The organism is Nibrella viscosa (genome assembly GCF_039541875.1).
Lineage (GTDB): Bacteria > Bacteroidota > Bacteroidia > Cytophagales > Spirosomataceae > Nibrella > Nibrella viscosa.
In genome coordinates this window covers 426353-451142 of the sequence record NZ_BAABHB010000003.1, presented here as the reverse complement: position 1 = coordinate 451142, position 24790 = coordinate 426353, and the positions used below count along the sequence as shown (strand labels likewise).

The window sequence follows — 24790 nt, the reverse complement described above, 5'->3', positions numbered from 1 at the left end:
GGGGAAGTCAGCAGGCAATATTTTATCGATATTTCACAATTGGTCTCGTGTAACGTATATGCAATCTTTACCCGCTATCTCCACGCTTGCGCTTTTTCCTGTCCTGCACGAGAAGCTGATTATGTTGCTCAGGAGTTTGCCGGCGGAGGACTGGCAGCTGCCAACCCTCTGCAAAGGCTGGAGCGTAAAAGATATAGCCTCGCACCTGCTGGATGGTAATTTCCGGCGCATCACCCTGTACCGGGATCAGTACCAATCACCCGAAAAGACGGACATTCGCTCCTACCACGACCTGATCGATTACCTGAACCGGCTGAACAACGACTGGGTCCGGGCCACCCGCCGGCTCAGTCCCCGGCTGCTAACCGATTTACTGGCGCAGACCGGCGCAGAGGTATACAACCTGTTTAAAGCACTGCCACCGAACGAACCCGCTATTTTCTCTGTAGCCTGGGCGGGCGAGGCCGTTTCGCCCAACTGGTTCCATATTGCCCGCGAGTACACCGAAAACTGGCACCATCAGCAGCAAATCCGGCTGGCGGTGAACCAGCCCGACGGCATCATGACCACCGAGCTATACTACCCGCTGCTGGATACCTTTATGCGAGCCTTGCCCCACACCTACCGCCAGGTGACTGCCCGGGAGGGCACCTTGTTACAGGTGTCGGTTACCGGTGAGGGCGGAGGCAACTGGTATCTGTACCGGGAGCAGCAAGCCTGGCACCTACTCTACCATCCACCCTTTCGACAACCGTCAGATCGGGTTACCATCGACGGCCGTATAGCGTGGCGGCTCTTTACGAAGGGCATCAGCCGGGAAGCGGCAGAACCCTATGTGCAGCAGGAGGGAGATGGAGCCATAACGGCTCCAATTCTGGGCATGGTATCGGTTATGGCGTAGCATCCGGCTTAACACCGGGCCCACCGGTCACCGATTCGGCGGCCTCTTCGTTCCTGACGTTGACGGCTTCCTGATGGATACGCCGGTTCTGCCGCTCAAATACCTTCATCAGCACCATAAAATACGAGAGCAGCAACGGACCGATGACCAGCCCGAGAATACCAAAGATCGGGACGCCGATGATGATACCCGCCAGTGTTACAAAAGGGTGAACATCGCCCATCCGCTTCGCCAGCATGATGCGCAGGAGATTATCGATGTTGACGATGACGATAATGCCGACCAGCAGAATACCCACACCATTGGTTGTGTTTCCCTGCGATATGGTAATGATACCCGCCGGCCCCCAGACCAGGGGCGTACCCAGCACGGGAATAAAGGCCATGAAGAAACCGACGGTACCCCAGAAAGCGGCATCGGGCACACCAAATATCCAAAGCGTGAGCCCGGTTAATACCCCCTGGACTATAGAGACCAGCGCCTGCCCCACCACATTGGCATTTACCATATTTTTCAGGTCCTCACTAAGTTCATCAACCGTATTTGGAAAGAAAGGCAGGTAGCGCCGTAAGCCCTTGATAAACTTCTCTTCCTCCATAAACAGGAAATACATCGCAAAAAAGAGCAGACCGATGATGACGATAAAATCGAGTAACCCGCTTAGCACAGACGGAAACTGGCGGCTTGCCCAGGTTGCGCCCTGCTGCACCAGCGAACGGATGTTGTTCTGGTCGGTAATCCGAATTCGGGTGAGTTTTTCCAGCTTTTGCACCAGGCCGAGAATCTGATCGGTGTTCCGGCTATAGTACTGGATCCGATCCACCAGCATAATACTCAGTACCAGAAACGGGAGGATTATGACAAAGAAGGCAAAAATCATCAGACCAATGGTTGCGACCACCCGGTTCCACCTTCGCTTATGGACCAGGTAATGAAACCAGGGTCTGAATACCACAAACAGAATGCCCGCCCCCAAAATCCCCGATACATACTGACCAAGTCCATATATGATAAAGCCGCCCAGAATGAGCAGACTGGCAATCAACAGAATCCGTTGCTGGCGGGGGGTGTAAATATTATTCATGCCTAGTGAGGATATGCCCAAACGTAAAAATGGCTAAACCAATGAATAGTTTAACCATTTGCCGGTTCATTATTTTATTATGTCTCTTCCAGCAGCTACTCAACCCATAAGACCAGCCCTTTCAGGTAGCTGCCCTCGGGATGAAACAGGCTGACGGGATGATCGGCCGGCTGGCTAAGATGGTGCAATACCCGCACCTGCCGACCGGCTTCAATGGCGGCAGCCACTACCGTATTGTAAAACAACTCCCGGTCTACCACCTGCGAGCAGGAAAACGTGAACAGGATGCCACCTTTGGCCAGCCGGCGCAGCCCTTCGGCATTCAGGCGCTTATAGCCCTGCACCGCCCGGTGACGCGCCGGCAGGCTTTTGGCGAAAGCCGGCGGGTCCAGCACTACTACATCGTACTGGTGATCGTGGCTCTTGAGGTACTTCATTACATCCTCGGCGTAGGCATCATGGTGGGTATCGGTCCCAAAATTAGCCGCTACGTTTCGGTTGGTGAGGTCAATGGCTTTTTGCGATACATCCACCGAATGAACCAGTTTGGCCCCGGCTTTGAGGGCGTAGATGGAAAAACCACCGGAATAGCAAAAGGCATTGAGTACCTTCTTACCGGCGGCATACCGGGCCAACAGGTTCCGGTTATCGCGCTGATCGAGGAAGAAGCCGGTTTTCTGCCCCGCAATCCAATCGACCAGAAAGTTATTGCCGTTTTCCAGCACCGGATGCGGTGTTTCAGCTTCTCCGTAGAGGTATCCGTTTTGCACGGTTGCGCCATAATGGTCCGGTACCGTATCGGCACTTTTGTCGTATACCGCCTTCAACTCGTCGCCAAATACCGCTTTAAGCGCATTGGCAATCAGTTTCCGTTCGCGGTGCATCCCGATAGAATGAGCCTGTAACACGGCCACGCCATTATACATGTCCACGATCAGCCCGGAACAACCGTCGCCCTCGCCGTGAATAAGCCGGTAGCAGTTGGTATCCGGCGGCACCAGCGCTGAGCGCACCGCCAGGATAGCCCGTAGCTTGTCTGCCCAGTAGGCCACATCGGGCACGACCCGGGTAAAAGAAAAGATGCGCACGGCAATACTGCCGTCGTGAAAATGGCCGGTGGCCAGGTAGTTGCCTTTTTTGTCTAGCACATCTACCACGTCGCCGTCCTGCGGCTTCCCCTCTATGCGGGCAATGGCCCCGGAAAACACCCAGGGATGAAACCGGCGGACAGCTTCGTCGCGACCGGATTGCAGATATAATTTAGGTACGTTCATTCGTTATACAGAACACAAAGATCGGAAGACAAAGAGGTCTTCGCGCCTATTCTAAAAATCTTTACGTTTATTCCGCTGAAAACAACAGTCTTTTTCTCAATTTCGTGTCATAAATTCCCTAACCAGACATGCAGTTAAACCGCAGACATTTCCTGAAGCAGGCCGGAGCACTGGCCGCCGGGAGCCTGGCCCTCAGCCAAACCGACCTGATGGCCGGCACCTTTAAAACCTTTGGCGTGCAGCTTTACAGTGTACGTGACCTGATTCCGAAAGATCCAAAGGGGGTAATGACCCAACTGGCCCGGATGGGGTATAAGCAGTTCGAGAGCTACAGCGGACCGCAGGGATTTCTATGGGGGATGCAGCCGAAAGAGATCAAGTCCTTCCTGAACGATCAGGGAGTGAAGCTGGTCAGCACCCACTTCAACTACAACGCGCAGGCCAACAACGACAGCGAACTCCAGAAGAGTATGGATATGGCCAAAGAAGCCGGTATGTCGTACCTGTTGTGCCCATATCTGGGTGCGCAGAAGTCGATGGACGACTGGAAGCGCATTGCCGACCGGTTCAATGTGGTGGGTGCAATGGCCCGGAAGAACGGCATTAAATTTGGCTACCATAACCACGACTACTCCTTTAAGCCGCTGAACGGCGAGATTCCGCAGGAATACCTCCTGGCCAATACCGACCCGAAAAACGTTATGTTTGAGCTGGATCTGTGCTGGATCGATGTAGCCGGACAGGACCCCGTTGCGCACCTGAACAAATACGGCAAGCGCTATGAACTCTGCCACATTAAAGATTATAAAAAGGTAAATGGCAAGCCGGTACAGAACGATTTAGGAAATGGCAACGTCGACTTCAAAACGACCCTGCGGACAGCCATGAAAAACGGCATGAAGTATTTCATTGTGGAGCAGGAAGAGTATCCGCAGTCGGTAATGGCCAGTATGAAAGCGGATGCTGAATACATGAAGAGCCTGGTTATTTAAAATAATTAGGTTTGTTTAAAGCTATTAAAAAGCGGGCAGGTACATCTGCCCGCTTTTATGCATTAGTAACAATGTTGGCGACAAATACCGATTTCGACAAACATAGCTTTGGCCTGGCGTTTACCTGGGATCGATAATTTTGAGTGGGCCTAAGGGTATCACCCCCGCTTTGGCCTGGTTTATGTCGATTATACTACGCAACAACGCATTGTGAAACAGTCGGGCAAGTGGTTCCGGGACTTTCTGGCCTAATCGCTTTCGCTCCGGACGTTCAGCAGGCGTTTCAGCCAGCTTTGCTTTTCGGCTTCGTCGGCTTTCTGCTCCTCTTCCGATATAGGCAGGGCGGCTAGTGTGCGGAGGTCGGGTTGCCCGGCATCTACCCAGCAGGTGTACCAGAAATCGCCGACCATCTTGACCGATGCCCGCATTTGCCGCTCCACCTGCCCCCGTAGCTTCGCGTGGTACTTTTGAGAGAAGTCGGCAGAAAAGACTTTCACCGTAATCCCGTTGCGCTCTTCGAAGCTGTACTTTTTAGCTTCCCCAAACTGGTGGGTCAGTTCCCGCTCAAACAGCAGCACCGAATCCAGAGCCGCATGGGCCTGAAACACCGCCCGCCAGGCGGCTTTCTGCGGGGAGTACACGTAATCGGCCGGCCCTACCAGAAAGTCGTAATCGGCACTGAACAACTCCGGCAGCCGCGACTCCCAGAAACCGTGAATACCCTCCTGCCCCGTCAACTGGCCATTATAGTTCCGGGTGGTGTGCAGCGGTACATTAGCATCCGCTATATAATGCCCCAGATCAGCAGCTACCCGAAGAATCCGCCGGATATTACGTTCCTTAAACGCTTCTGTTAACTGGTACTTCACCAGTTGAATATGCCAGGGTACAATGCCGTGCATGGCCAGGGTATCTTCTCCGTACTGTTCGGTGGCTTCTTTCCAGTAACGGGGCAGGATGGCTTTCGACGTATCCGGATACATATCGAGGTCGATGTAGTGCCGGGGTGCTTCACCCACAACGGCGTACCGGCGCTTATCGGGATTAACAGCGTTGTCGGTCAGGTAACCGATATGCTTTTTGAAGAACGGCATCATCTCAGCCGGAAGGGTAAACACCGCGAGCCGGTTGATCTGCTGATGCCCGTAAAACCCCCAGGCTGGTCTGGATGGGGCAGCATACCGGATAGGTGTGGCAACCGCCTGATTCTGAAAAAAATATAGGCTAACTACTTGCACGCATATGAACAAATAGTACATTTGTATCAACATAGCACTTTTTAAAGTTTAAATTCAACTTTTTCGTTACACTTCAAACTTTTCCAAATTTTATTTTCTTTACTATTATGCAATCCACTGAATTAAAACGAAAATCGATTGGTTACGGCATAATTGTTTTGTTCTTCTGTATTTTTGGTTTAATAATATACGGTGCCTATTCACCCGCCAGAAAAAGCCAGAAACAGCGAATTGTCTGCTTTAAATTTAAGGAAGGCCTTCAAAAAGAAGCTGTTGAGCAACATATGCGCGATTTTGCGGCCCTGAAGTACGAAATTCCGCAGATCGTCTCCTACAGCGCCGGCAAGACCCTGCTTACCGAAGGAACGTCGGAATACGACGTCATGCATTATATCACTTTCCAGAGCGAGGCTGATATTGAGACGTACAATAAGCACACGAGCCACCAGGCGTTTGTGACGAAACACCGGGGCCAGTGGGAAAAGGTGCTGGTTATCAACTCCGATATTCACCCTTAACACCATTTTAAGGAGAAAATTTACAGAGTTACGCTTGGGAGTTCGCCGGAAAAGCCCTAATTTTGCATTCCTTTTGGCGAAAATCCATGTAATTCGTTTACATATACAATGGCAAACCATAAATCTGCAAAAAAACAAATCCGGGTCAACGCGAAAAAACGGCTGTTGAACCGCTACCAGCACAAGACTACGCGGAACATGATCAAGAAGCTGCGCGGTACCCATGATGCCGTTCAGGCAAGCGACCTGTACAGAACTGTAGCTTCTATGCTCGATAAGCTGGCTAAGCGCAACGTCATTCACAAAAACAAAGCCTCTAACCAGAAGTCGAAACTGGCCCGTTTTGTCAACGGCCTGACTCCGGCAGCGGCTTAAGTGTTTGTAGACCGGAGTTGTGCTCCGGTTAAACTTAGTTCAAAATAAACCGGCGTACAACTCCGGTCTACGCGTTATGAAACCTTACCCGGCAACGGTGTAAGGTTTTTTTGTGCCCATCCGTAACCAGAACCCATTGATGACCTACGATAACCCCCGAAAAATACTGAGCTGGGCCGAAGAGGACCGCCCCCGCGAGAAACTGATGCTCAAAGGCAAAGCCGCCCTGTCGGATGCCGAACTGATTGCCATTCTGATCGGCTCCGGCACTACCGATATGACAGCCGTGGACGTATCCAAACTAATTCTGCAAAGCGTAGGCAACAACCTGAACGACCTGGCCCGGCTGAGTGTGAAAGATTTGTCGAAATTCAAGGGGATTGGGGAGGCCAAAGCCATCAGCATTGTATCGGCGCTGGAACTGGGGCGACGGCGACGGGAGCAGGACCGGCCGCAACGGGTCAGGATCACCTGCTCACGGGATGCCTACGAAGAGATTCGGCCGCACCTGCTCGATAAGCCACACGAAGAGTTCTGGATTTTGCTGCTGAACCGGGCCAACGAGGTGCTGCGGCCGGTGCAGATCAGCGCGGGGGGTGTTTCAGGTACGGTTGCCGACCCCAAGCTGATTTTCAAACACGCGCTGGAATACCTGGCCAGCGCCATTATTCTGACGCACAACCACCCCTCGGGAAACCTGACGCCCTCGCAGGCGGATAAAGACCTCACCCGTAAACTAAAAGAAGCCGGTCGGGTGCTTGAGATTCCGGTGCTCGATCACCTGATCTTCACCGACCGGACTTACCTCAGCTTTGCGGATGAAGGGCTTCTGTAATCTTACTGCTGACGAACCGTAATAACAGCCTCCTTATAGGTATTCTCCGGCTCCGGTGCTACCGGATAAGGTTTTACTTCCGAGAGGGTTACCTGGTAAGTAGCCCCACCCAGCTTTACCGTCGTGACATCATTGTCCTTGATGCCGCCATTCTGGCTGCAGGCTCCCAAACATAACGTAGCTTTTGCCTGCTCCGTCCCTTTTGCCAGCGTGACCGATACAGTCGCGTTGCCATACCAGATACAGTTGGCGTTGCTTGGGCAGCGACTGTCTTTAATATCGTTGATCGACACCGTAACGTCATTTCCTACTTTGGCCGTTTCATGACGGGCGGTTGTGGTGGTTACATTTACCGGATCGGTTGTTATCGCCGTCTGCTCGCAGCTCAGGAGCAGCCCCGCTGTCAAAAGGCCTATTCCTATTAGTACATTCTTCATGGTATGGCGTTTTTCTTGCTCTTAAGAAGAAGACCCATACCGCCGGTTAACGGTTGGAACAAGTTGCGAAAAAAATGAGCCGCAAACCGTGGGTATCCACTCCGACACCCGCGAGTACCAAAAGAAAACCTTCCGGGTAGTACCTGTCACCGCATAAACGGTCCTGCACTACGCCCGGAAGGTTTTTCTGTTTGTGAGGTTCTCACAACGGTTAACCTCATGTATTTGCCCAAATGGCTTACTTCAGGTCAAAGCGATCAAGGTTCATTACTTTGTTCCAGGCGGCAACGAAATCCCGGACAAACTTCTCCTGCGAATCTGAACAGCCATAGACTTCGGCAATGGCGCGTAGCTCCGAATTGGAACCAAAGATCAGGTCAACCCGCGAACCTGTCCATTTATATTCGCCGGTGATTCGATCTCGGCCTTCAAACAGATCCTGAACGTCGGAAGTAGCGTGCCAGGTTGTCCCCAGATCAAGCAGGTTGACAAAGAAGTCGTTCGTCAACACTTCCGGGCGTTGGGTGAATACCCCGTGATGCGACCCATTGTAATTGGTGTTCAGCACGCGCATACCACCGAGCAGCACGGTGAGTTCGGGAGCCGTCAGCGTCAGCAGTTGGGCTTTATCAATCAGCATCGCTTCGGCCGTAACCGTGTAGCGCCCTCTGATGTAATTGCGGAACCCATCGGCAATCGGCTCCAGTACCGAGAATGATTCCACGTCTGTCTGTTCGGCAGAGGCATCGGCCCGCCCCAGCGTAAACGGAACGGTCACGGCAATGCCGGCCTTTTGGGCTGCCTGCTCAATAGCCGCACAGCCACCCAGTACGATCAGATCGGCCAGCGACACCTGCTTGCCATCAGTCTGCGCGTTATTGAATTCCTGCTGAATGGTTTCCAGTTTGCTCAGCACGCCGGCGAGTTGGGCAGGGTTGTTCACATCCCAATCTTTCTGCGGAGCCAGCCGAATGCGTGCTCCGTTAGCCCCACCCCGCTTATCGGAACCCCGGAAGGTAGACGCCGACGCCCAGGCGGTAGACACTAGCTGCGCAATGCTCAGCCCTGATTCAAGGATTTTTGCTTTCAGTGTGGCAATATCGCTATCGTCGATCAGCTTGTGCGTCACTGCCGGAATCGGGTCTTGCCAGATCAGCTCTTCGGCGGGCACTTCCGGGCCCAGGTAGCGGGCACGCGGACCCATATCACGGTGGGTCAGCTTGAACCATGCTTTCGCAAAGGCATCGGCAAACGCATCCGGATTTTCGAGGAAGCGCCGGGAAATTTTCTCATAGGCCGGGTCGGCCCGCAGGGCCAGGTCGGTAGTAAGCATCGTTGGCGCATGACGCAGGGCCGGGTCGTGTGCGTCGGGCACCGTGCCGGCACCGGCTCCGCCTTTGGGCTTCCACTGGTACGCACCAGCGGGGCTCTTGGTCAATTCCCAATCAAAGCCGAAGAGGTTTTCAAAAAAGTTGTTGCTCCACTCGGTGGGCGTGGTGGTCCAGGCTCCTTCCAGACCGCTGGTGATGGTATGCACACCGTGGCCCGTGCCATAGGTATTCTTCCAGCCCAGGCTTTGCTCGTCAATGCCGGCTGCGGCCGGTTCGCGGCCCACATACTCGGCCGGGTCGGCTGCACCATGCGTTTTACCGAACGAGTGGCCTCCGGCAATAAGGGCTACGGTTTCTTCATCATTCATGGCCATCCGGCCGAAAGTCTCCCGGATGTCACGGGCAGCGGCCAGTGGGTCCGGATTGCCGTTCGGGCCTTCCGGGTTTACATAGATCAGGCCCATCTGAACGGCTGCGAGCGGATTCTCCAGGTCACGGTCGCCAGAGTAACGCTTGTCGCCAAGCCATTCTGCTTCGGCACCCCAGTATACGTCTTCCTGCGGCTCCCAGAGGTCTTCCCGGCCACCGGCGAAGCCAAACGTTTTAAAGCCCATCGACTCCAGAGCGCAGTTGCCGGCCAGAATCATCAAGTCAGCCCACGACAGCTTTCGGCCGTACTTCTGCTTAACAGGCCACAGCAGCAGGCGTGCCTTGTCCAGGTTAGCATTATCGGGCCAACTGTTCAGCGGGGCAAAACGCTGCATACCGGCACCGGCACCACCCCGGCCGTCGGCAATGCGGTAGGTACCCGCGCTATGCCACGCCATCCGAATAAAGAACGGACCGTAGTGACCATAGTCGGCCGGCCACCAGGCCTGGGAAGTAGTCATCAGCTTAACGATGTCTTCTTTAACGGCTGTCAGGTCAAGGCTCTTGAACTCTTCCGCATAATTGAACGACTCGTCCATCGGGTTAGACAGTGAAGAATGCTGGCGTAAAATCCCCACGTTTAACTGATTGGGCCACCAGTCGCGGTTACGGGTACCTCCACCGGCCACATGGTTCATTCTGTCGCTCAGGAACGGGCATTTGGCAGCGCTGGTATTATTAACGTGAAGCGCTTCATGGTGTCCGGAAGCACCGTTGACCTGATAGCTGTTGGTAGTTTCTGATGGATTCATACACTTTTTGGTTTTGAGAGTTTGGGCGTCCCTGACCAGACTGGATCTAAGCAGGAGTTATAGAGACAGACCACCTGGCCGGACGGCAAAATCTGGTACTTGTGAATGGTTCTGGTGCAAATCTGTACAATCTAACTCAATAGATCAAATTAATATTTTTTATGATGCTATCTACAATATCTATATAAAAAGACCTGGCCGTGGTAGTAGCTGCCCGGAAAATAGCAGCCCCCTAATTGGTACCGCTTTTATTCTGAGAAGATGAACGGTTTGGGGCTGAAGCAGAGTATAAATACAAGCAGCGCCAGCCAGCCCAATATTTGGCGGTTACTATTCAGCGGAGATTCCGGTTCAGTTTCGGGATGGTAAACCCCCAGAAAACGGCCCAAAATAAATACAAACAGTAAAAAGCCGGAGTACCCCTCCCACTCGGGTCGCAACCAGGAGAACAGGAACTGGGCAGCCACCACCGCCAGGGCAATCAGCATCCCCGTGATTCGGTTTTCGCTGATGCGGTTTAAACTAAAATACAGAAACAGAATGTAAAGACCCAGCGAGAGAAGCTGGTTGTAAAAAACGGTATCGTTTCCGATAGCAAAATCAGCGGGTTTAAAGAAACCCAGGCCCGCGTAAAAGGCAAACAGAATAAACAGCGCCGGTGCCACCCACTGGAAACGTTCGCGCCCGATGAGGCCGTACAGAATATGTCCACCATCGAGTTGACCAATTGGGATCAGGTTCAGCGAAGTGAAGAAGAGCGCCAGGTAACCCGCCATCAGATACGGATAATGGATCATCTCGTACGGATGCGGCAGGCGGGATGGATCGGCCACAACATTCTTAAAAAACCAGAACAGCAGGTTGTCGCCCAGGGCAATGGCTCCGCCGGGGGGCAGTTTCTGGTAGACATATTCGCCGTAGCTAAAGCCGTACTGCTGGTATTCCGGATGAATGCTGAAGATGTAATCGGCCGGAGGCAGGTGCGTAAAACCGTACCAGAGCACAATCACCGCCAGCACAAACCCCGCCAGCGGCCCGGCAATACCGATATCGAAGTACTTCCGGCGGCTGCGGATATAATCCTGAATCCGGATAAACGCACCCAGGGTCCCGATGCTCTGACCCAGCCCAAACCAGAGCGGAATGTAGTAAGGTAGCGTGACCCGCACCTGGTTGGCTTTGGCCGTAAAGTAATGTCCAAACTCGTGTACGGTCAGGATGGCCAGAAACGGCACTGAAAACTGCATTCCCGACCAAAATTCGGACCAGCCCAGCGTGGGAGCGTCTCCGAACGGAATAAACAACCGGCCATACATCCATTCGGCGCCGGCCAGCGTGGTTGTGATGAGCGTGAGCAGAAAAAGACTACCGTGTACGAGATACGCTTTCGTCCGTGGGTTCATTTAGATAATCCAGAATCGTCAAAGGCGGTTGCACCTGCACCGCCAGAATTCCTAATTCCCCGGCGGCCCGGATATTGGCGGCATTATCATCCAGAAATACCGTTTCTTCAGGGGCCAGGCCGGCCGTTTTCAGCACATGCCGGTATATATCCGGTGAGGGTTTAGCCAACCGGACTTCGTACGAATAATAAACCCGTTCGAATAGTTCCTCCAGCGGGGGTTGTCCCAGGCTGGTCAGCATCTGGTTCACCTTCCGGATATGAATGGTGCTGGTATTGCTTAGCAAAAACAGCCGGTACCGCTGCTGAAGCTGCCGGATACGGTGGATACGTTCGACCGGGAGTTCCAGCAAAACGGTATTCCAGGCCGTATCAATCACTTCGTCGGCCCAGGCGTCGTTTTTAAGCAACCGGCGTACATGCTGCCGAAAACCGGCGTCGTCCATCAACCCGGTTTCAAACTGCATGGTAATGCCGTGTTCCTGCCAGATAGCCTCCACCTCTTCTTCGCGTAGGCCCGACAACGTAGCAAAATTGCGGATGGGAGCCCGCAGATCAATGGGAATAATAACATCTCCTAAATCGAAGATGATGTTTCGGATATGCGGCAGAAGAACACTAGCCATTGCTTGGTTAATTGGTTATTGGTCGTTAGTCGTTAGTGCTGTCGCCATATCAACTAACGACTAACGACTAATGACTATAGACTATTAACTACTCGCTTTTTCAGCAACGACGCCCATTGCGCAGAACTTATCGATGCGCTGATTAATGCGCTCCTGCGGGTCAGTGTTGTTTAACTCGCTGAGTGTATTCAGAATTACTTCTTTGAGCTTGCGGGCCATAAAGGCATGATCGAGGTGAGCCCCGCCCAAGGGTTCTTCAATAATACCGTCGACCAGCCCCATCTCCTGCATATCGCGGGCGGTTAGTTTTAAGGCTTCGGCGGCCTGTTCCTTATAATCCCAGCTCCGCCACAGAATCGATGAGCAGGACTCCGGCGAAATGACCGAGTACCAGGTATTTTCCAGCATATACACCCGGTCGCCGATGGCAATACCCAGGGCACCGCCCGAAGCGCCTTCGCCGATGATGATGCAGATGACCGGCACCTTCAGCATAAACATTTCTTTCAGGTTGCGGGCGATGGCCTCCCCCTGCCCCCGTTCTTCGGCCTCCAGGCCCGGAAACGCGCCAGGGGTATCAATCAGCGTTACAACAGGCTTATTGAATTTCTCGGCCAGCTTCATCAGCCGCAGGGCTTTGCGGTAACCTTCCGGATTGGCCATTCCGAAGTTCCGCTGCTGCCGCTGTTTGGTGTTGCGCCCTTTCTGCTGCCCCACAATCATAATCGTTTGCCCGCCTAATTCGGCAAAACCACCAACCATAGCCGGATCATCGCGGACGGTGCGGTCGCCATGCAGTTCGATAAACTGATCGCACATCAGCGAGACATAGTCGAGGGTATACGGCCGGTCGGGATGTCGCGAAATCTGTACCCGCTGCCAGCGGGTCAGGTTAGCAAAGATTTCCTGGCGCAGCTTATCAATGCTCTGTTCCAGAGTCAGCACAGCCTCGCCCACATCGACGTTGCTGCTTTGGGCCAGCCGTTTCATCTCTTCCAGACGAGACTCCAGGTCGGCAATCGGTTTTTCAAAGTCCAGATATGTTCTCATTCTTCAGAATTAGTTTGAAGTTTAAGGTTTGAAGTTTGAAGTTTGCACTGGCGCAGCAACGTCAAACCTCAAACGTTAAACCTCAAACGACTACAATTCATAGGTTTGTCCTTTTTTCGGTATTTCGACCTGTGGGTAGCCGACCTCAGCCAGCGTATCCTTAAAGGCCTGCATACTGGCGAATTCGCCATGCACCAAAAATACTCGTTTTAATGTCTCCGACGACTGCATCTGCACAAAACGGATCAGGTCGTTGCGGTCACCGTGACCGCTGAATACGTCTACTTTCTCTACTCTGGCATTAACCGGGTATTCTTTCCCCTTAATGGTCAGCGTACTCTGCCCGTTCAGCAGGCGCCAGCCCAGCGTACCTTCGGCGCAGTAACCAATCATAAGAATTGTACAGTACGGATTGCTGATGTTGGCCGCTACGTGATGCTCAACGCGCCCCCCCTGCACCATACCCGACGACGAAATGATGATACACGGCTCACTATGGTTCGAAACGGCTTTACTCGCCTTGGCACTTTCCAGGTACTCAAAGTTTTCGAAGTCGAACAGCGTCTCGTTTTCGTCGTAAAACTGCCGGGCGTCCTGATTCAGCAGCCGGACATTTTTCAGGTAAACCTTGGTGCTTTCCAGCGCCAGCGGGCTATCCGAAAATACCTTGATGGTGGGGAAGTTATGCTCTGAATACAGCTTATTGAGCGTATATAACAGCGCCTGTGTGCGCCCCACACTAAACGACGGAATAATCAGGCGGCCGGGTATATCAATGCAGGTGCGTTTGATAACGTCGGCCAGGGCTTCTTCGGGCGTCTGGTGATTTTCGTGCAGGCGGTTGCCGTAGGTGCTTTCGCAGATCAGGTAGTCGACGGGCGGCACCGGAGCCGGATCGATCAGCAGCGGGTAGTTACGCCGGCCAATATCGCCGGAGAAACAGATGCGCTTCTTCTCGCCGTTTTCGTAGACGCCGATCACGATATGGGCCGCCCCCAGCAGGTGCCCCGCCGGGATAAAGGTAACGTCTACCGAATCATTCACCCGGAACTTGCGGTTAAATGCAATCGGTACCACATTTTCCATGGCCTCCCGCACCTGCTTGTCCAGATACAGATCTTTCTGCATTTTGGCCTGCCGCTCTTTTACCCGCTTTTTCTTGCTGGCATTGAGTTCGTTGATGCGCTTCTGGTTCAGCGAAGCCGCATCTCTCAGCAGCAGTTCCGTCAGCGCATAGGTCGGCTCGGTACACAGAATCTGACCTTCGTAGCCCTCGCGGTACAAGTTCGGCAGATTGCCCGAGTGATCGACGTGGGCGTGCGTCAGTAAAACAAGATTTATAGCGGAAGCTTCAAAAGGGAAGAATCCTGTTTGATTTGTTGATGTGGCCACTTGGCCATTCGAGCGCTCCAGATCCGACCCACAATCAATCAGAATACGGTAATCATCTTCCAGCTCAAGCAAATACATACTGCCCGTAACCTGCTGGGCCGCTCCCCAAAACGATAATTTCATGCGTATGGTTTAAACGTCTGTCGTCGTAATTGTCTATCCAAATAAACAAGTCAGGTGGTTTAAAACGTTATTTTTGCAAAGCTACTAAAAAAGCCGAATCCCCTAACGTCTTTATCCTTCCCCGAATGTCCGTTATTTTATCTTCTAGCGCGCGTGTTGCCGGTACCCTGCTGATTATGGGGTACCTGCTGTCCGGAGCCGCTGCCGGGGCACAGACTCCCGCCGATACGGCTGCCTTCGGTCGCCTGGTCAGCGCGGTAAGCGATTTCCAGCAGAGTCCCATCGCCCGCCACGGCACGGTTGCCCTCTCGGTCCGGCGCGTGCGCGACGGCGAACCGCTGATCAGCTACAACGCCCGGCAGAGTCTTTCATCGGCCTCAACGCTCAAGCTTATCACCACAGCAACGGCCCTGGCCGTGCTGGGTCCGGCGTATACCTACACCACCACCATCGAGTATGAAGGCACCCTCCGCGACAGCGTTCTGACGGGCAATCTATACATCCGGGGGTCGGGCGATCCATCGCTGGGGAGTTGGCGGTTCGGTGATTCTTTCGAAGCCTCGTCGCTGCTGAAAACCTGGTCCGATGCTATCTGGGGAGCTGGTATCCGGCAAATTCAGGGAGCCGTTGTTGCCGATGCCTCTCTGTACGAGCCATTGCTGGTACCCGATACCTGGCCCTGGGGTGATCTTGGCAATTACTACGGTGCCGGTTTAAGCGCGGTAAACTTCAACGAAAACCTGTACCGGGTGGTATTCCGGCCCGGCAAAACGGTGGGTGCGGCTGCTACCGTGCTCCGCACCGAACCTAGTCTCTCCTACCTGACCTTTGCTAACCAGGTCACCACCGACGCGCCCCGCACCGGCGATCAGGTCAATATCTACAGCGCCCCGTTTGGTAATCAGGTCTGGCTGACAGGCAAGGTGCCGGCCGGCGTCAGCGAGTTCAGCGTAAAAGGTGCCCTGCCCGATCCGGCGTATCAGGCCGCTTATTCTCTGACCCGGCAGCTTGAACTCGATAGTATTGCGGTGGCTAATCCGCCTGGTGTTTACCGGGCAGGTACTGGTTCTTCTGGTTCGTCCGGTAAGCGCACCCGCCTGCTACAGTATAAATCGCCTACCCTGCTGGACATAGTCCGGCAGACCAACTTCCAGAGCATAAACCTCTACGCCGAGGCCCTGCTGCATACCACCGCCCGGGCGCTGAACCCGAAGGCAACAACCACCGAGCGTGCTATTGATGCGATTAGTGACTACTGGCGTAGCAAAGGGGTTAACCTGGACGGTTTTCGGATTAAAGACGGCAGTGGCTTATCAACCGTTGGGGCTTTAACCGCCGATAACATGACGGGCATCCTGAGTGTTGCCGGCAACGAGAAATATTTCCCGCAGTTTCTGGAAACCATTCCGGTTGTGGGCGAATCTGGCACGGTGCGCACGTTGGCCCGCCGGACAGAGGCCGCCGGTAATGTGCGGGCAAAAAGCGGCTCTATTGAAGGAGTCCGGGCGTACGCCGGCTATTTTTACGCCACCGACGGCGAACTGATGGCCTTTGCCCTGCTGGTAAACCGGTTTACCCCCGGCACCAACCGGGCAGTTACCAGCCAGATCGAACGAATCCTGTCACTGCTGATTACCTTACCGGGACAGGCTGACTAAATCAGTCCGGGCATGGCCGAACCGGTTACTCATCCAATTCGTGGTTACACATGGTCACTACGCTGAACCAGTACAGACCAATGGCTTTAGTCACCTCGCTTAACCGCTGGTAGGAAGTCGGTTTGGTAATAAAGCTATTGGCACCGTTAAAGTACGAGGTTTCGATGTCGTCTTTAGCATCGGAGGTAGTCAGGATAATAACCGGGATGTGCCGGAGCAAGTCGTCACTTTTGATTTGCTTCAGGGCTTCCCGGCCATCCTTGCGGGGCATATTCAAATCCAGCAGAATCAGTTCGGGCAATGTGTGCTCACCACCCACATACCGACCACTGTAACTGAGGTATTCCATTAGTTCTTCGCCGTCCTCCACAAAAGAGATCCGACTGACCGGAAAGTGCTGTTGAAAAGCCTCTCTGGTCAGAAAACGGTCGTCCTCATCGTCGTCAGCTAACAGAATATGAATGGGTTTCTTTGGTGGTTGATCGGTCATGTTCGTGATTCAATTGCTTTTCCGGCAGTATTACTACAAAGGTTGCACCCTGGCCGGGCCGGCTCTGCGCGGTAATATACCCTTTGTGGTACATTACCACCTTTTTGCAGATGGCCAAACCGATACCGGTGCCCTCATAGGATGTCTTTCCGTGAAGCCTCTGGAAAACCTTAAAAATATAGTCTAAATACTTCTCGTCAAAGCCAATGCCATTGTCTTCAATGGTAATCTTATAATACGTTTTCCCCCCGATTAGTTCCGGATAATCAGCGCCGTCGACTATGTCGGCGGCAATGCGAATTACAGGCGTTTCTCCCGTGGTGGAAAACTTGAGTGCATTGCCGATCAGGTTTAAAAACAGATGATCCATCTGACTCGGCACGGCCTCAACAACCGGCAGCGGTTCTACATCTATCCTGGCTCCCAACGCCCGGATGCGCCATTCCTGATCTTCGACAATGCGGGTAATGATCTCGTTCAGATTAACCGGGCGAAACTCATCCTGCGTCATTGACAGCCGGGAGAAATTCAGCAAATCCTTGATCATTTTCGACATCCGTTCGGCGGAGACAGTTAGTTTTCGCAGAAAATCCTCACCCTGCTTATCAAGCTGCCCGCTGTATCGCAGCTCCAGCAGATTACCAAACGCCTGGATCTTGCGTAACGGCTCCTGCAGGTCGTGCGAGGCTACAAACGCAAAGCGCTCCAGTTCCTCATTTGAAGCTTTTAACTGACGGATATGCTCCTTCAGTTCTTCTTCAAACGCCCGCAACTGATCTTCAACCTGCTGCCGGTTTGCCAGTTCCTTCTCCAGCAGATTAAAGGAAACGATCATGGTTACAAACGTCATAAATGAAACAACAAAAATCAGGATAACTGTATTCCGAAACGACTGGGTAGCAGCGTCTCGCCGTTCTTTCATGACAACCTGCTCCCGCTCCGCCATCTCGCTGACCAACCGGCTTATATCGTCCATCCTGAGTTTACCAATCCGCATATACACGGGTAAGGCACTGGCAATTTCTCTGTTTCTGACAGCCCGCGTCTGTCGCTCTGCAATTTCCAGTTTCGATTCGGCCAAAGTCTCCAGCGTGTCTGCCTTGGCGGCCAGAACGGCATCGTAGGTAATGGCTTGCAACGCTTTGATCTGGTTCCTGACTTCTTTACGGTTACGGGTGTAGGTCTCCATGTACAGGGTATCTTTGGTAAAAACAAACCCCCGCACAGCGGTCTCCATTTCCCGCAGCCGGAGCAGTACCGTTGTCAGCCGGTTGCGTACTTCATAACTACTTTCAATGCGCATGCCATCTTCCCGGTACTGGTTATAGCTATATAGAGCCAGCACAAAACCGGTAGAAATAAGTACCAGGGCCAGTACAAAGCCTATACTTATTTTATTGTTGATATGAGTCGGTAAAAACCGTTCGAAAAAGCCCATAACGTGTAATGGCTATACGCAGCAAATATAAACAGATCAGCTTTTATTAATGAAGTAGGGCTTTCAGGGGCACTGAAAGTATAACTCATTACCTGCCTGTTAATGATTGCTCCCGCAGAAAAACTTATTGAATGAAACCGGCGAAGCCTGCTTTCTCTAACGAAAAAGCCGGCTCACTCGTGTCGGAACCCTCAACTAATTGTTTCGACTATCAGGTTATGATTGGTATAAATGCAGATGTCGGCGGCAATATTCAGACTCTCGCGCACCATTTCTTCGGCCGTCATTTCGGTGGCGTGTTTTTTCAGCGCCACGGCGGCCGCCTGGGCAAACATACTACCCGAGCCGATGGCGGCAATCTGGTGATCAGGTTCCAGCACATCGCCGGTGCCGGAGATAACCAGCATATCATCTTTGGACGCTACGATGAGCATGGCTTCCAGCCGGCGCAGAAAACGGTCGGTCCGCCAGTCTTTAGCCAGCTCAATGGCTGCCCGCTTGAGGTTGCCCCCGTAGCCGTTGAGTTTTTCCTCGAAGCGCTCGATCAGCGTGAAGGCGTCGGCGGTGGAACCGGCAAAACCGGCCAGCACTTTGCCGCCCAGCAGCACCCGAATTTTCTTCACATTACTTTTGGCAACGGTATTACCCATCGTTGCCTGCCCATCTGCGCCCAGGGCGACCTGTCCATTATGCCGGATACCGACTACGGTTGTTGAGTGGATTTTCATTTGGTTTAAAGTTTGGAGTCTGAAGTTTGTAGTCTGAGCCGGGCGGCCGGAGCCGTTTGAAGTCTTCGATCCCGGTCAGGCACTAAGTTGTCTAATTTATCGGTAACAAAAAGGAATGACACCCAAGGTGCCATTCCAACTTTAGACCGCCAGGCGGCCCTGCTTAAACCTCAAACTTCAAACGATCATTTAGACTAACATTCTCATCGGGTCTTCCAGCAACTGCTTCAGCGTTTGCAGGAAAGCGGCTCCCGTAGCGCCGTCGACGGAGCGGTGATCGCAGGAGAGAGTCACTTTCATGACGTTGGTCGGTTTGGCCACCGGAACGTCGGCCGCATCACCCTCAAACTTCACCGTCTGCTTGATGGCTCCTACCGCCAGAATGCAGGAGTCGGGCGGGTTGATGATGGCCGTAAACTCGTCGATGCCGAACATACCCAGGTTGGAGATCGAGAACGTGCTGCCTTCCCAGTCTTTCGGCTGCAGCTTACGCTCTTTGGCTTTGCCGGCCAGGTCTTTTACTTCGCCGGCAATGGTCGACAGCGTTTTCTGATCGGCATTGCGCACCACGGGCACCAACAGGCCTTCGTCTACCGCCACGGCAACGCCAATGTTAACGTACTTGTACCGGCGGATCTTATCGCCCAGCCATGAGGAATTCACCGCCGGGTGCTGTTTCAGCGCCACCGCAGCGGCCTTGATGACAAAGTCGTTGAAAGAAATCTTCACCGGCGACACTTCGTTTACGCGGCCGCGCAACTCCATAGCCTTGTCCATGTTGATTTCCATGGTCAGGTAAAAGTGCGGAGCCGAGAACTTGCTTTCGCCCAGCCGGCGGGCAATGGTCTTGCGCATCTGCGACACCGGAATGTCTTCGAACTCGCCCTGAGCCTGCGGAGCGGGAGTTGGTTGCGGGGCAGCCGCCGGTGCAGCTTTGGCCTCTGCCGGTTGAGCGGCCGGAGCTGCAGGTTGCGGAGCAGCAGGCTTAGCCGACGGCTCAAAGCCTTCGATATCGCGCTTCACGATACGGCCTTCCGGACCGGTACCCTGCACCTGTGCCAGGCTGATGCCTTTTTCTTCGGCGATGCGCTTCGCCAGCGGTGAGGCTTTCACCCGCTCATTAACGGCATGGTTGCTTTCGGCCGGGGCGGCAGCCTGCGGAGCGGCTTCGGCTTTCGGGGATTCGGCCGGGGCTGCCTGGGCGGGAGCAGCCTGACCGTTGCCGCCCTGCAGCAGAACTTTAAAATCGGCTCCTTTCTCGCCTACTACAGCAATAACTTCATCCACCGCTACCGACGCGCCCTCTTTGACGCCAATGTACAGCAATGTACCTTCTTCGTAAGCCTCCAGGTCCATGGTCGCCTTATCGGTCTCGACCTCGGCCAGCACATCCCCGGATTTTACGGTATCGCCTTCTTTTTTATGCCAGGCCACAATGGTGCCCTCGGTCATGGTATCACTCATTTTCGGCATCCGAATAACCGTAGCGTTGACATCTGCCGCCGGAGCCGCCGACACGGCTTTGGCATCGGGCAGTTGTGAAGTCGCCTGCTCTTTCTGGGCACCGTTGGGGGCCGGCGTTGGTGTTTCGGCTTTCGGGGCTTCGGGCTTCGGTGCAGGTGCCTCCTGACTACCTCCGCTGCTGCCGTCGAGCAGGGCTTTGTAATCTTCACCCTCCTCACCGATCACGGCAATAACGCCGTCGATGGGCACCGCCTGTCCTTTCTCGACGCCGATGTACAGCAGGGTACCTTCGTCGTAGGCCTCCAGGTCCATCGTCGCCTTATCGGTTTCGACTTCGGCCAGTACGTCGCCTGATTTTACTTTATCGCCAACTTTTTTATGCCACTCCGCAATGACACCTTCCGTCATGGTGTCGCTCATTTTCGGCATTCGGATTAATTCTGCCATATCGTGGTTGCTATGGGTAAATCGGTATGTGATTCGTTCGAACGTCCAAAATTAGGACAAAGCAGGCAAAGTTGTCAAAAATGCCGGAAGTTTCCGTGCCCCGCCTTATTCATAACTCAAAATAGCGCTTTTTGGCCTTCCTATTGGCTGCAAGGCAGGAGCGCAGACAAGTCTTTTTTGGCTTTTTACAAAAAAACCCCATTTTACTTTGCTTTACAAAGTACTTTCATTTTAATTTGCCAAAACAAGATAATCTTGTTCTACCATGAAAGAGACCATTAAAAGCAACCTGCATAATCCGGAGGAGCTCGAATTCCTGTATCGGGAGAACCAACTTCAGTTTAGCAATTCATTTCGAGATGTTTACGAAGAAATCAGGCATGAGGAGATTGCCCGGTTCTGGCAGGCCCGCCTGAGCTATGACCTGGGCCAGGCAAAAGCCATACGCTGGGGTAGCCGGCAGGAACTAGGAATACTTATTCTGGCTTCCCTCCTGGCCGGTCTGCTGGCCAAACTGCCTAATTTCCTGTCTGTTTCGAATGACTTTTTCTATCCAAGAAACATAGGTTTTATCGTATTTCCGTTCCTGATCGGCTATTTCGTTTGGAAGCGGCAGGCCGACACAGCAACCATAGCCGGACTTACCGGAGCCCTGCTGCTGGCGGCCCTGTACATCAATTTCCTGCCGGCCAGTAACCAAAGTGACACCCTGCTACTGGCTTGTCTGCACCTGCCCCTGTTTCTGTGGTCGCTGCTGGGGGTTGCGTTTAGCGGGATCACCAGCAAGCTCAGCCTGCGAATTGCCTACATCCGGTACAACGGTGACCTGCTGGTGTTTACGGCCGTCATTTTGCTGGCCGGGGGGCTTTTTACGGGCCTGTCTATTGCCTTGTTTTCCCTGCTTAACCCCCAGGCCCCCCTATTTTTTCGCGACAATGTGGTCGTTTTCGGCCTGGCAGCCGCGCCGATTGTGGCAACGTACCTTACGCAGGCCAATCCGGAACTGGTTGGTAAAGTATCACCGGTCATTGCCCGGTTGTTTAGCCCGCTGGTACTGATTATGCTCGTTATTTACCTCATTGCGGTGGTTGCCACGGGCAAAGATCCCTACAACGACCGGGAGTTTCTGATCATCTTCAACTTTCTCCTGATCGGCGTCATGGCCATCATCGTGTTTTCTATCGGGGGCATTCCCAAGCAGGGCACTAATACAGCCAGTACGCTGGTGTTGCTGATGCTGTCCGGCCTGACCATTCTGGTCAATCTGGTAGCCTTATCGGCAATACTTTTCCGGCTCTCGGAGTGGGGCGTTACCCCGAACCGGATGGCTGTGCTCGGCGGTAACCTGCTGATCTTTGTTCACCTGCTTCTGCTTTTTACCGAACTGGTAAAGGTCGTGCGCAATAAGCGTGCGTTAACGGATGTGGAAAGTAAGGTAGGCGCTTTTCTGCCGGCTTACGCGCTATGGGCCATCTGCGTCACCTTTCTGTTCCCTGTCTTTTTTAATTTCAGGTAGTATGAAAAATAAAGCAGGTACAATCATTGGGTTTGTTCTGGGTCTAACTGGCTTTCTCTTTCTGTTTAAAATGATCTTCCTGGATCACATTCTACCTGAAGACGAGCTTGCTCCGGGAATAGTCGTTATGGCCGCGATACTGAATGGGTTATTGTTTGCGTTGGCAGGGCATGTAATACAGCGTTACGTTGCAAAAAAGAGAAATTAGCTCTAGATGCCATACTGGTTCACCTACCTGTTTGTCGCTTACTTAGCTTCGGTCAGGCCACCTGCGCCAACCGCTACTGCTTTATTGAATAATGCAAAATGGTTCGGTAAGGCAGTAGCGTGGAGAATTGATCCCCAACTTGATAAACCCTGCACAGAAAAAGAGTTTGGTTTAAATCTTGTGACAGATATACCGCATTCCAGAGGCTCTTACGACCGTAAAGCCGCCGTAACGGGCTGTATGAAAAAATGTTGGGCAACCCAGTTTCTTAGTTTTAGTGGTATTCCTTTGGCAGTAGGCAGGTATACTGCGTCTTCACTAAAACGCTGTGCGGGAGCGGGGAGCCCCTTAAGTTACCTCCTGTTAGACGGAGGAGACGTTAAAGCCGAAGAATTTTTGAGCCAGACAGGCTGGATTGAAGTAAGTGCTTATAACCCGGCAACCAAGGAGATAGAAGGTAAATTTGAGGTAACCCTCAAGAGCAATAAAGGTGAAATCATGCAATTTAGCGAGGGTATTTTCAAAACCAGATTAACAAATCAGTAAGCCTGTATTCTCTTCACTCAAACTGGTTTATCCATCCAGCGCCGGAAGTGATCCACCGATCCAAATACCTCGGCTCCTTTACTGAACAGGACAGAAACTTTTAGCGCTATTTCACTGTCCTTCGAACTGTTATTTTGGTCACTTTTCATCTTAAACGACTATCAATTACAATGGGCACCTGATTGACTACCTGAATGTGGCTATACATCGAATGCTGGGGGTGCAGCAACAGATTATAGGATACCTCTATAATTACGGACGGCACGGCAAGTGCCAGTGAAAATGGCTGATTTAACCAATCAGATAAAATGCCCTGAGTCTCTGCCAGGGTTCCTGACTTCCAATACGGTGGTAGCCGGTTAGGATCTATCCAGAATACCGTACCCGGCCCGTCGGGCAGGCGCAGCGTAGTTAGCCAGACAGGCGGCAGTTCTCCCAGCGAGAGCGGGGGCAAATGAACCAGCGTTTCGAGCAGCGCCAATTCGGGCGTCCGACTAGTATAGAGAATTCCAACGCCCTTGGGATTCCAGCGACCACCATGCCGACGACTCCCTACTACCGAGAGAGGTTCGGTATAATACGGCTCTTTGTTGATGCGGTAAACGTCCATTGCCCGTTAGCCGACGATTCCCCATTCAATCCGGCCCAATACATCTTCGGCCAGCGAAAAACCGGAGACGGTATCCAGCACCGCTATGGGGGATTGTGGCACCAGTGTGGAGTCAGTATTCGCATCGGTCACAGGTGAGCGAAGAAGGTTTTCCGATGCCGCGTCAGGTTCGCCGAACTGGCCAAGACTCCGGACCGGCACCGGCTCCGGTATACGATCTCCCCCCTGGCGGTAGGCTAATTCCATCAGTGGCGTATGAAGCCAGCGAGCCAGCAGGTCGGCCCGTCCATTGAACACCGATAAGCCATGTTGGATTAGTTGCTCCAGCAACAGCAACCGCTCACCAGCCGCCAGCGCCAGCGGCTCGTGGGCAGCTTTACTATGCAAACTTCGTATTGACATGTTCAGAATACGGGCCATTTCCTTATCGGTCAAGCCAACCACCCGAGCTACTTCATCGACCCGGCGACGCATTACACCCTGACGAGCCTGTCGGATCAGGTCGGTAACTAAACGTCCAGAAGGAACTGAGAAAGAAGTTTGCATAGGTATAGATGGCTGAATAGTGCAAATATACATTTATTAAATGGCAATTTTGCTATTCCTGCACAAAGACCCGGCTGTGGTTTTTCTTGATGGCTACGAGTTGACTTGTCTTCAGCCGGAGTCGATTTGGACGAGCCGAACTGCAACTGCCGCACCGGCAAATTCCAATTGGTATCTCCTTCCGGCAGGATGTAACGAACTGGCTGCTTTCCCGCTTACCTGAAGCCGGAGAATAGCTACCTGCTGTTATGGAAATACTTGCGCAGTTTCATCTAAGGCTTAACATCCTTTTCAACCACAAAGCATGAGACTTGGTCCATTGTTGGTACTGATTCTGATCAGTTCTGCAATCGCTACGTATAGTATGCCTGCCTGGACGC

24 protein-coding genes and 1 pseudogene are annotated in these 24790 nt (G+C 53.0%); 10 read left to right on the top strand and 15 right to left on the bottom strand.

The features are described 5' to 3' along the window. Positions 1 to 58: 58 nt before the first annotated feature. The gene (locus tag ABD931_RS10455; RefSeq protein WP_345266729.1) at positions 59 to 901 is read left to right on the top strand and encodes a maleylpyruvate isomerase N-terminal domain-containing protein; all 843 of its coding nucleotides are present in this window, start codon (positions 59 to 61) and stop codon (positions 899 to 901) included. Here the strand turns inward: ABD931_RS10455 and ABD931_RS10450 are convergent. Further along, positions 891 to 1985 carry an AI-2E family transporter gene (locus ABD931_RS10450; RefSeq protein ID WP_345266727.1) on the bottom strand — a complete coding sequence of 365 codons (1095 nt, stop codon included), beginning with the start codon at positions 1983 to 1985 and terminating at the stop codon, positions 891 to 893. The genes ABD931_RS10455 and ABD931_RS10450 overlap by 11 nt on opposite strands. A 95-nt stretch (positions 1986 to 2080) precedes the next feature. Further along, entirely contained in the window at positions 2081 to 3259 is a 1179-nt protein-coding gene (locus ABD931_RS10445) for a class I SAM-dependent rRNA methyltransferase (RefSeq protein WP_345266725.1), read from the bottom strand. Positions 3260 to 3387: 128 nt separating this feature from the next. Between ABD931_RS10445 and ABD931_RS10440 the strand changes: the two genes are divergently transcribed. Together ABD931_RS10440 and ABD931_RS10435 are read left to right on the top strand one after the other, a co-directional pair. Further along, positions 3388 to 4251, top strand: coding sequence for a sugar phosphate isomerase/epimerase family protein (locus tag ABD931_RS10440; protein WP_345266723.1), 864 nt, complete (start codon positions 3388 to 3390; stop codon positions 4249 to 4251). Positions 4252 to 4380: 129 nt separating this feature from the next. Further along, positions 4381 to 4503, top strand: a pseudogene (locus ABD931_RS10435) (family 1 glycosylhydrolase); the annotation flags it as partial. Here ABD931_RS10435 and ABD931_RS10430 read toward each other — a convergent pair. Beyond that, positions 4500 to 5522: a zinc dependent phospholipase C family protein gene (locus ABD931_RS10430; RefSeq protein WP_345266721.1), complete on the bottom strand. Its 1023-nt coding sequence runs from the start codon at positions 5520 to 5522 to the stop codon at positions 4500 to 4502. The pseudogene ABD931_RS10435 and the gene ABD931_RS10430 sit on opposite strands and share 4 nt — an antisense overlap. Positions 5523 to 5596: 74 nt before the next feature. Between ABD931_RS10430 and ABD931_RS10425 the strand changes: the two genes are divergently transcribed. From ABD931_RS10425 to radC, 3 genes are all read left to right on the top strand, one after another. Then, positions 5597 to 6007, top strand: coding sequence for a Dabb family protein (locus ABD931_RS10425; RefSeq protein ID WP_345266719.1), 411 nt, complete (start codon positions 5597 to 5599; stop codon positions 6005 to 6007). Positions 6008 to 6115: 108 nt separating this feature from the next. After that, positions 6116 to 6382 (top strand): 30S ribosomal protein S20, encoded by a 267-nt coding sequence (gene rpsT / locus ABD931_RS10420; RefSeq protein WP_345266717.1) that lies wholly within the window; start codon positions 6116 to 6118, stop codon positions 6380 to 6382. A 139-nt stretch (positions 6383 to 6521) separates the two neighbouring features. After that, positions 6522 to 7217 carry a RadC family protein gene (radC, locus tag ABD931_RS10415; protein ID WP_345266715.1) on the top strand — a complete coding sequence of 232 codons (696 nt, stop codon included), beginning with the start codon at positions 6522 to 6524 and terminating at the stop codon, positions 7215 to 7217. 2 nt (positions 7218 to 7219) lie between these two features. Here radC and ABD931_RS10410 read toward each other — a convergent pair whose 3' ends face one another. The 6 genes from ABD931_RS10410 to ABD931_RS10385 all read right to left on the bottom strand — a co-directional run bounded on the left by ABD931_RS10410 (position 7220) and on the right by ABD931_RS10385 (position 14759). Beyond that, a complete protein-coding gene (locus ABD931_RS10410; protein WP_345266713.1) occupies positions 7220 to 7654 on the bottom strand; it encodes a hypothetical protein in 435 nt (144 codons plus the stop codon). 238 nt (positions 7655 to 7892) lie between these two features. Then, positions 7893 to 10166 carry a catalase/peroxidase HPI gene (katG, locus tag ABD931_RS10405; protein ID WP_345266711.1) on the bottom strand — a complete coding sequence of 758 codons (2274 nt, stop codon included), beginning with the start codon at positions 10164 to 10166 and terminating at the stop codon, positions 7893 to 7895. Positions 10167 to 10414: 248 nt separating this feature from the next. Next, complete coding sequence (locus ABD931_RS10400; protein WP_345266709.1) at positions 10415 to 11569, bottom strand: site-2 protease family protein; 1155 nt, start codon at positions 11567 to 11569, stop codon at positions 10415 to 10417. After that, a complete protein-coding gene (locus ABD931_RS10395; protein ID WP_345266707.1) occupies positions 11532 to 12194 on the bottom strand; it encodes an HAD family hydrolase in 663 nt (220 codons plus the stop codon). Before ABD931_RS10395 ends, ABD931_RS10400 begins: the two co-directional genes overlap by 38 nt. Positions 12195 to 12278: 84 nt before the next feature. Then, the gene (locus ABD931_RS10390) at positions 12279 to 13244 is read right to left on the bottom strand and encodes an acetyl-CoA carboxylase carboxyltransferase subunit alpha (protein ID WP_345266705.1); all 966 of its coding nucleotides are present in this window, start codon (positions 13242 to 13244) and stop codon (positions 12279 to 12281) included. Between the two features lie 90 nt (positions 13245 to 13334). Further along, a complete protein-coding gene (locus tag ABD931_RS10385; RefSeq protein ID WP_345266703.1) occupies positions 13335 to 14759 on the bottom strand; it encodes an MBL fold metallo-hydrolase RNA specificity domain-containing protein in 1425 nt (474 codons plus the stop codon). 125 nt (positions 14760 to 14884) lie between these two features. On the opposite strand from ABD931_RS10385, the gene dacB reads away from it, so the two are divergent. Then, a complete protein-coding gene (gene dacB / locus ABD931_RS10380) occupies positions 14885 to 16417 on the top strand; it encodes a D-alanyl-D-alanine carboxypeptidase/D-alanyl-D-alanine endopeptidase (RefSeq protein ID WP_345266701.1) in 1533 nt (510 codons plus the stop codon). A 25-nt stretch (positions 16418 to 16442) separates the two neighbouring features. Here dacB and ABD931_RS10375 read toward each other — a convergent pair whose 3' ends face one another. From ABD931_RS10375 to ABD931_RS10360, 4 genes are all read right to left on the bottom strand, one after another. After that, complete coding sequence (locus ABD931_RS10375; RefSeq protein ID WP_345266699.1) at positions 16443 to 16907, bottom strand: response regulator; 465 nt, start codon at positions 16905 to 16907, stop codon at positions 16443 to 16445. Continuing rightward, the gene (locus ABD931_RS10370; protein ID WP_345266697.1) at positions 16861 to 18345 is read right to left on the bottom strand and encodes a sensor histidine kinase; all 1485 of its coding nucleotides are present in this window, start codon (positions 18343 to 18345) and stop codon (positions 16861 to 16863) included. Before ABD931_RS10370 ends, ABD931_RS10375 begins: the two co-directional genes overlap by 47 nt. A 191-nt stretch (positions 18346 to 18536) precedes the next feature. Beyond that, positions 18537 to 19073 carry an ATP-dependent protease subunit HslV gene (gene hslV / locus ABD931_RS10365; RefSeq protein ID WP_345266694.1) on the bottom strand — a complete coding sequence of 179 codons (537 nt, stop codon included), beginning with the start codon at positions 19071 to 19073 and terminating at the stop codon, positions 18537 to 18539. 189 nt (positions 19074 to 19262) lie between these two features. Beyond that, positions 19263 to 20984, bottom strand: a complete 1722-nt coding sequence (locus tag ABD931_RS10360; protein ID WP_345266692.1) for a pyruvate dehydrogenase complex dihydrolipoamide acetyltransferase — start codon at positions 20982 to 20984, stop codon at positions 19263 to 19265. Between the two features lie 265 nt (positions 20985 to 21249). Here ABD931_RS10360 and ABD931_RS10355 point away from each other — a divergent pair, with 265 nt between their 5' ends. The 3 genes from ABD931_RS10355 to ABD931_RS10345 are packed head-to-tail and all read left to right on the top strand — an operon-like array spanning position 21250 to position 23254. Next, the gene (locus ABD931_RS10355; protein ID WP_345266690.1) at positions 21250 to 22500 is read left to right on the top strand and encodes a hypothetical protein; all 1251 of its coding nucleotides are present in this window, start codon (positions 21250 to 21252) and stop codon (positions 22498 to 22500) included. A 1-nt stretch (position 22501) separates the two neighbouring features. After that, entirely contained in the window at positions 22502 to 22708 is a 207-nt protein-coding gene (locus ABD931_RS10350) for a hypothetical protein (protein ID WP_345266688.1), read from the top strand. 6 nt (positions 22709 to 22714) lie between these two features. Next, entirely contained in the window at positions 22715 to 23254 is a 540-nt protein-coding gene (locus ABD931_RS10345; RefSeq protein WP_345266686.1) for a hypothetical protein, read from the top strand. A gap of 145 nt (positions 23255 to 23399) precedes the next feature. On the opposite strand, the gene ABD931_RS10340 is transcribed toward ABD931_RS10345, so the two are convergent. Both ABD931_RS10340 and ABD931_RS10335 read right to left on the bottom strand, forming a co-directional pair. Continuing rightward, positions 23400 to 23864: an RES family NAD+ phosphorylase gene (locus ABD931_RS10340; RefSeq protein WP_345266684.1), complete on the bottom strand. Its 465-nt coding sequence runs from the start codon at positions 23862 to 23864 to the stop codon at positions 23400 to 23402. 6 nt (positions 23865 to 23870) lie between these two features. Continuing rightward, positions 23871 to 24410, bottom strand: coding sequence for an Xre family toxin-antitoxin system antitoxin (locus tag ABD931_RS10335; protein WP_345266682.1), 540 nt, complete (start codon positions 24408 to 24410; stop codon positions 23871 to 23873). Positions 24411 to 24790: the final 380 nt, after the last annotated feature.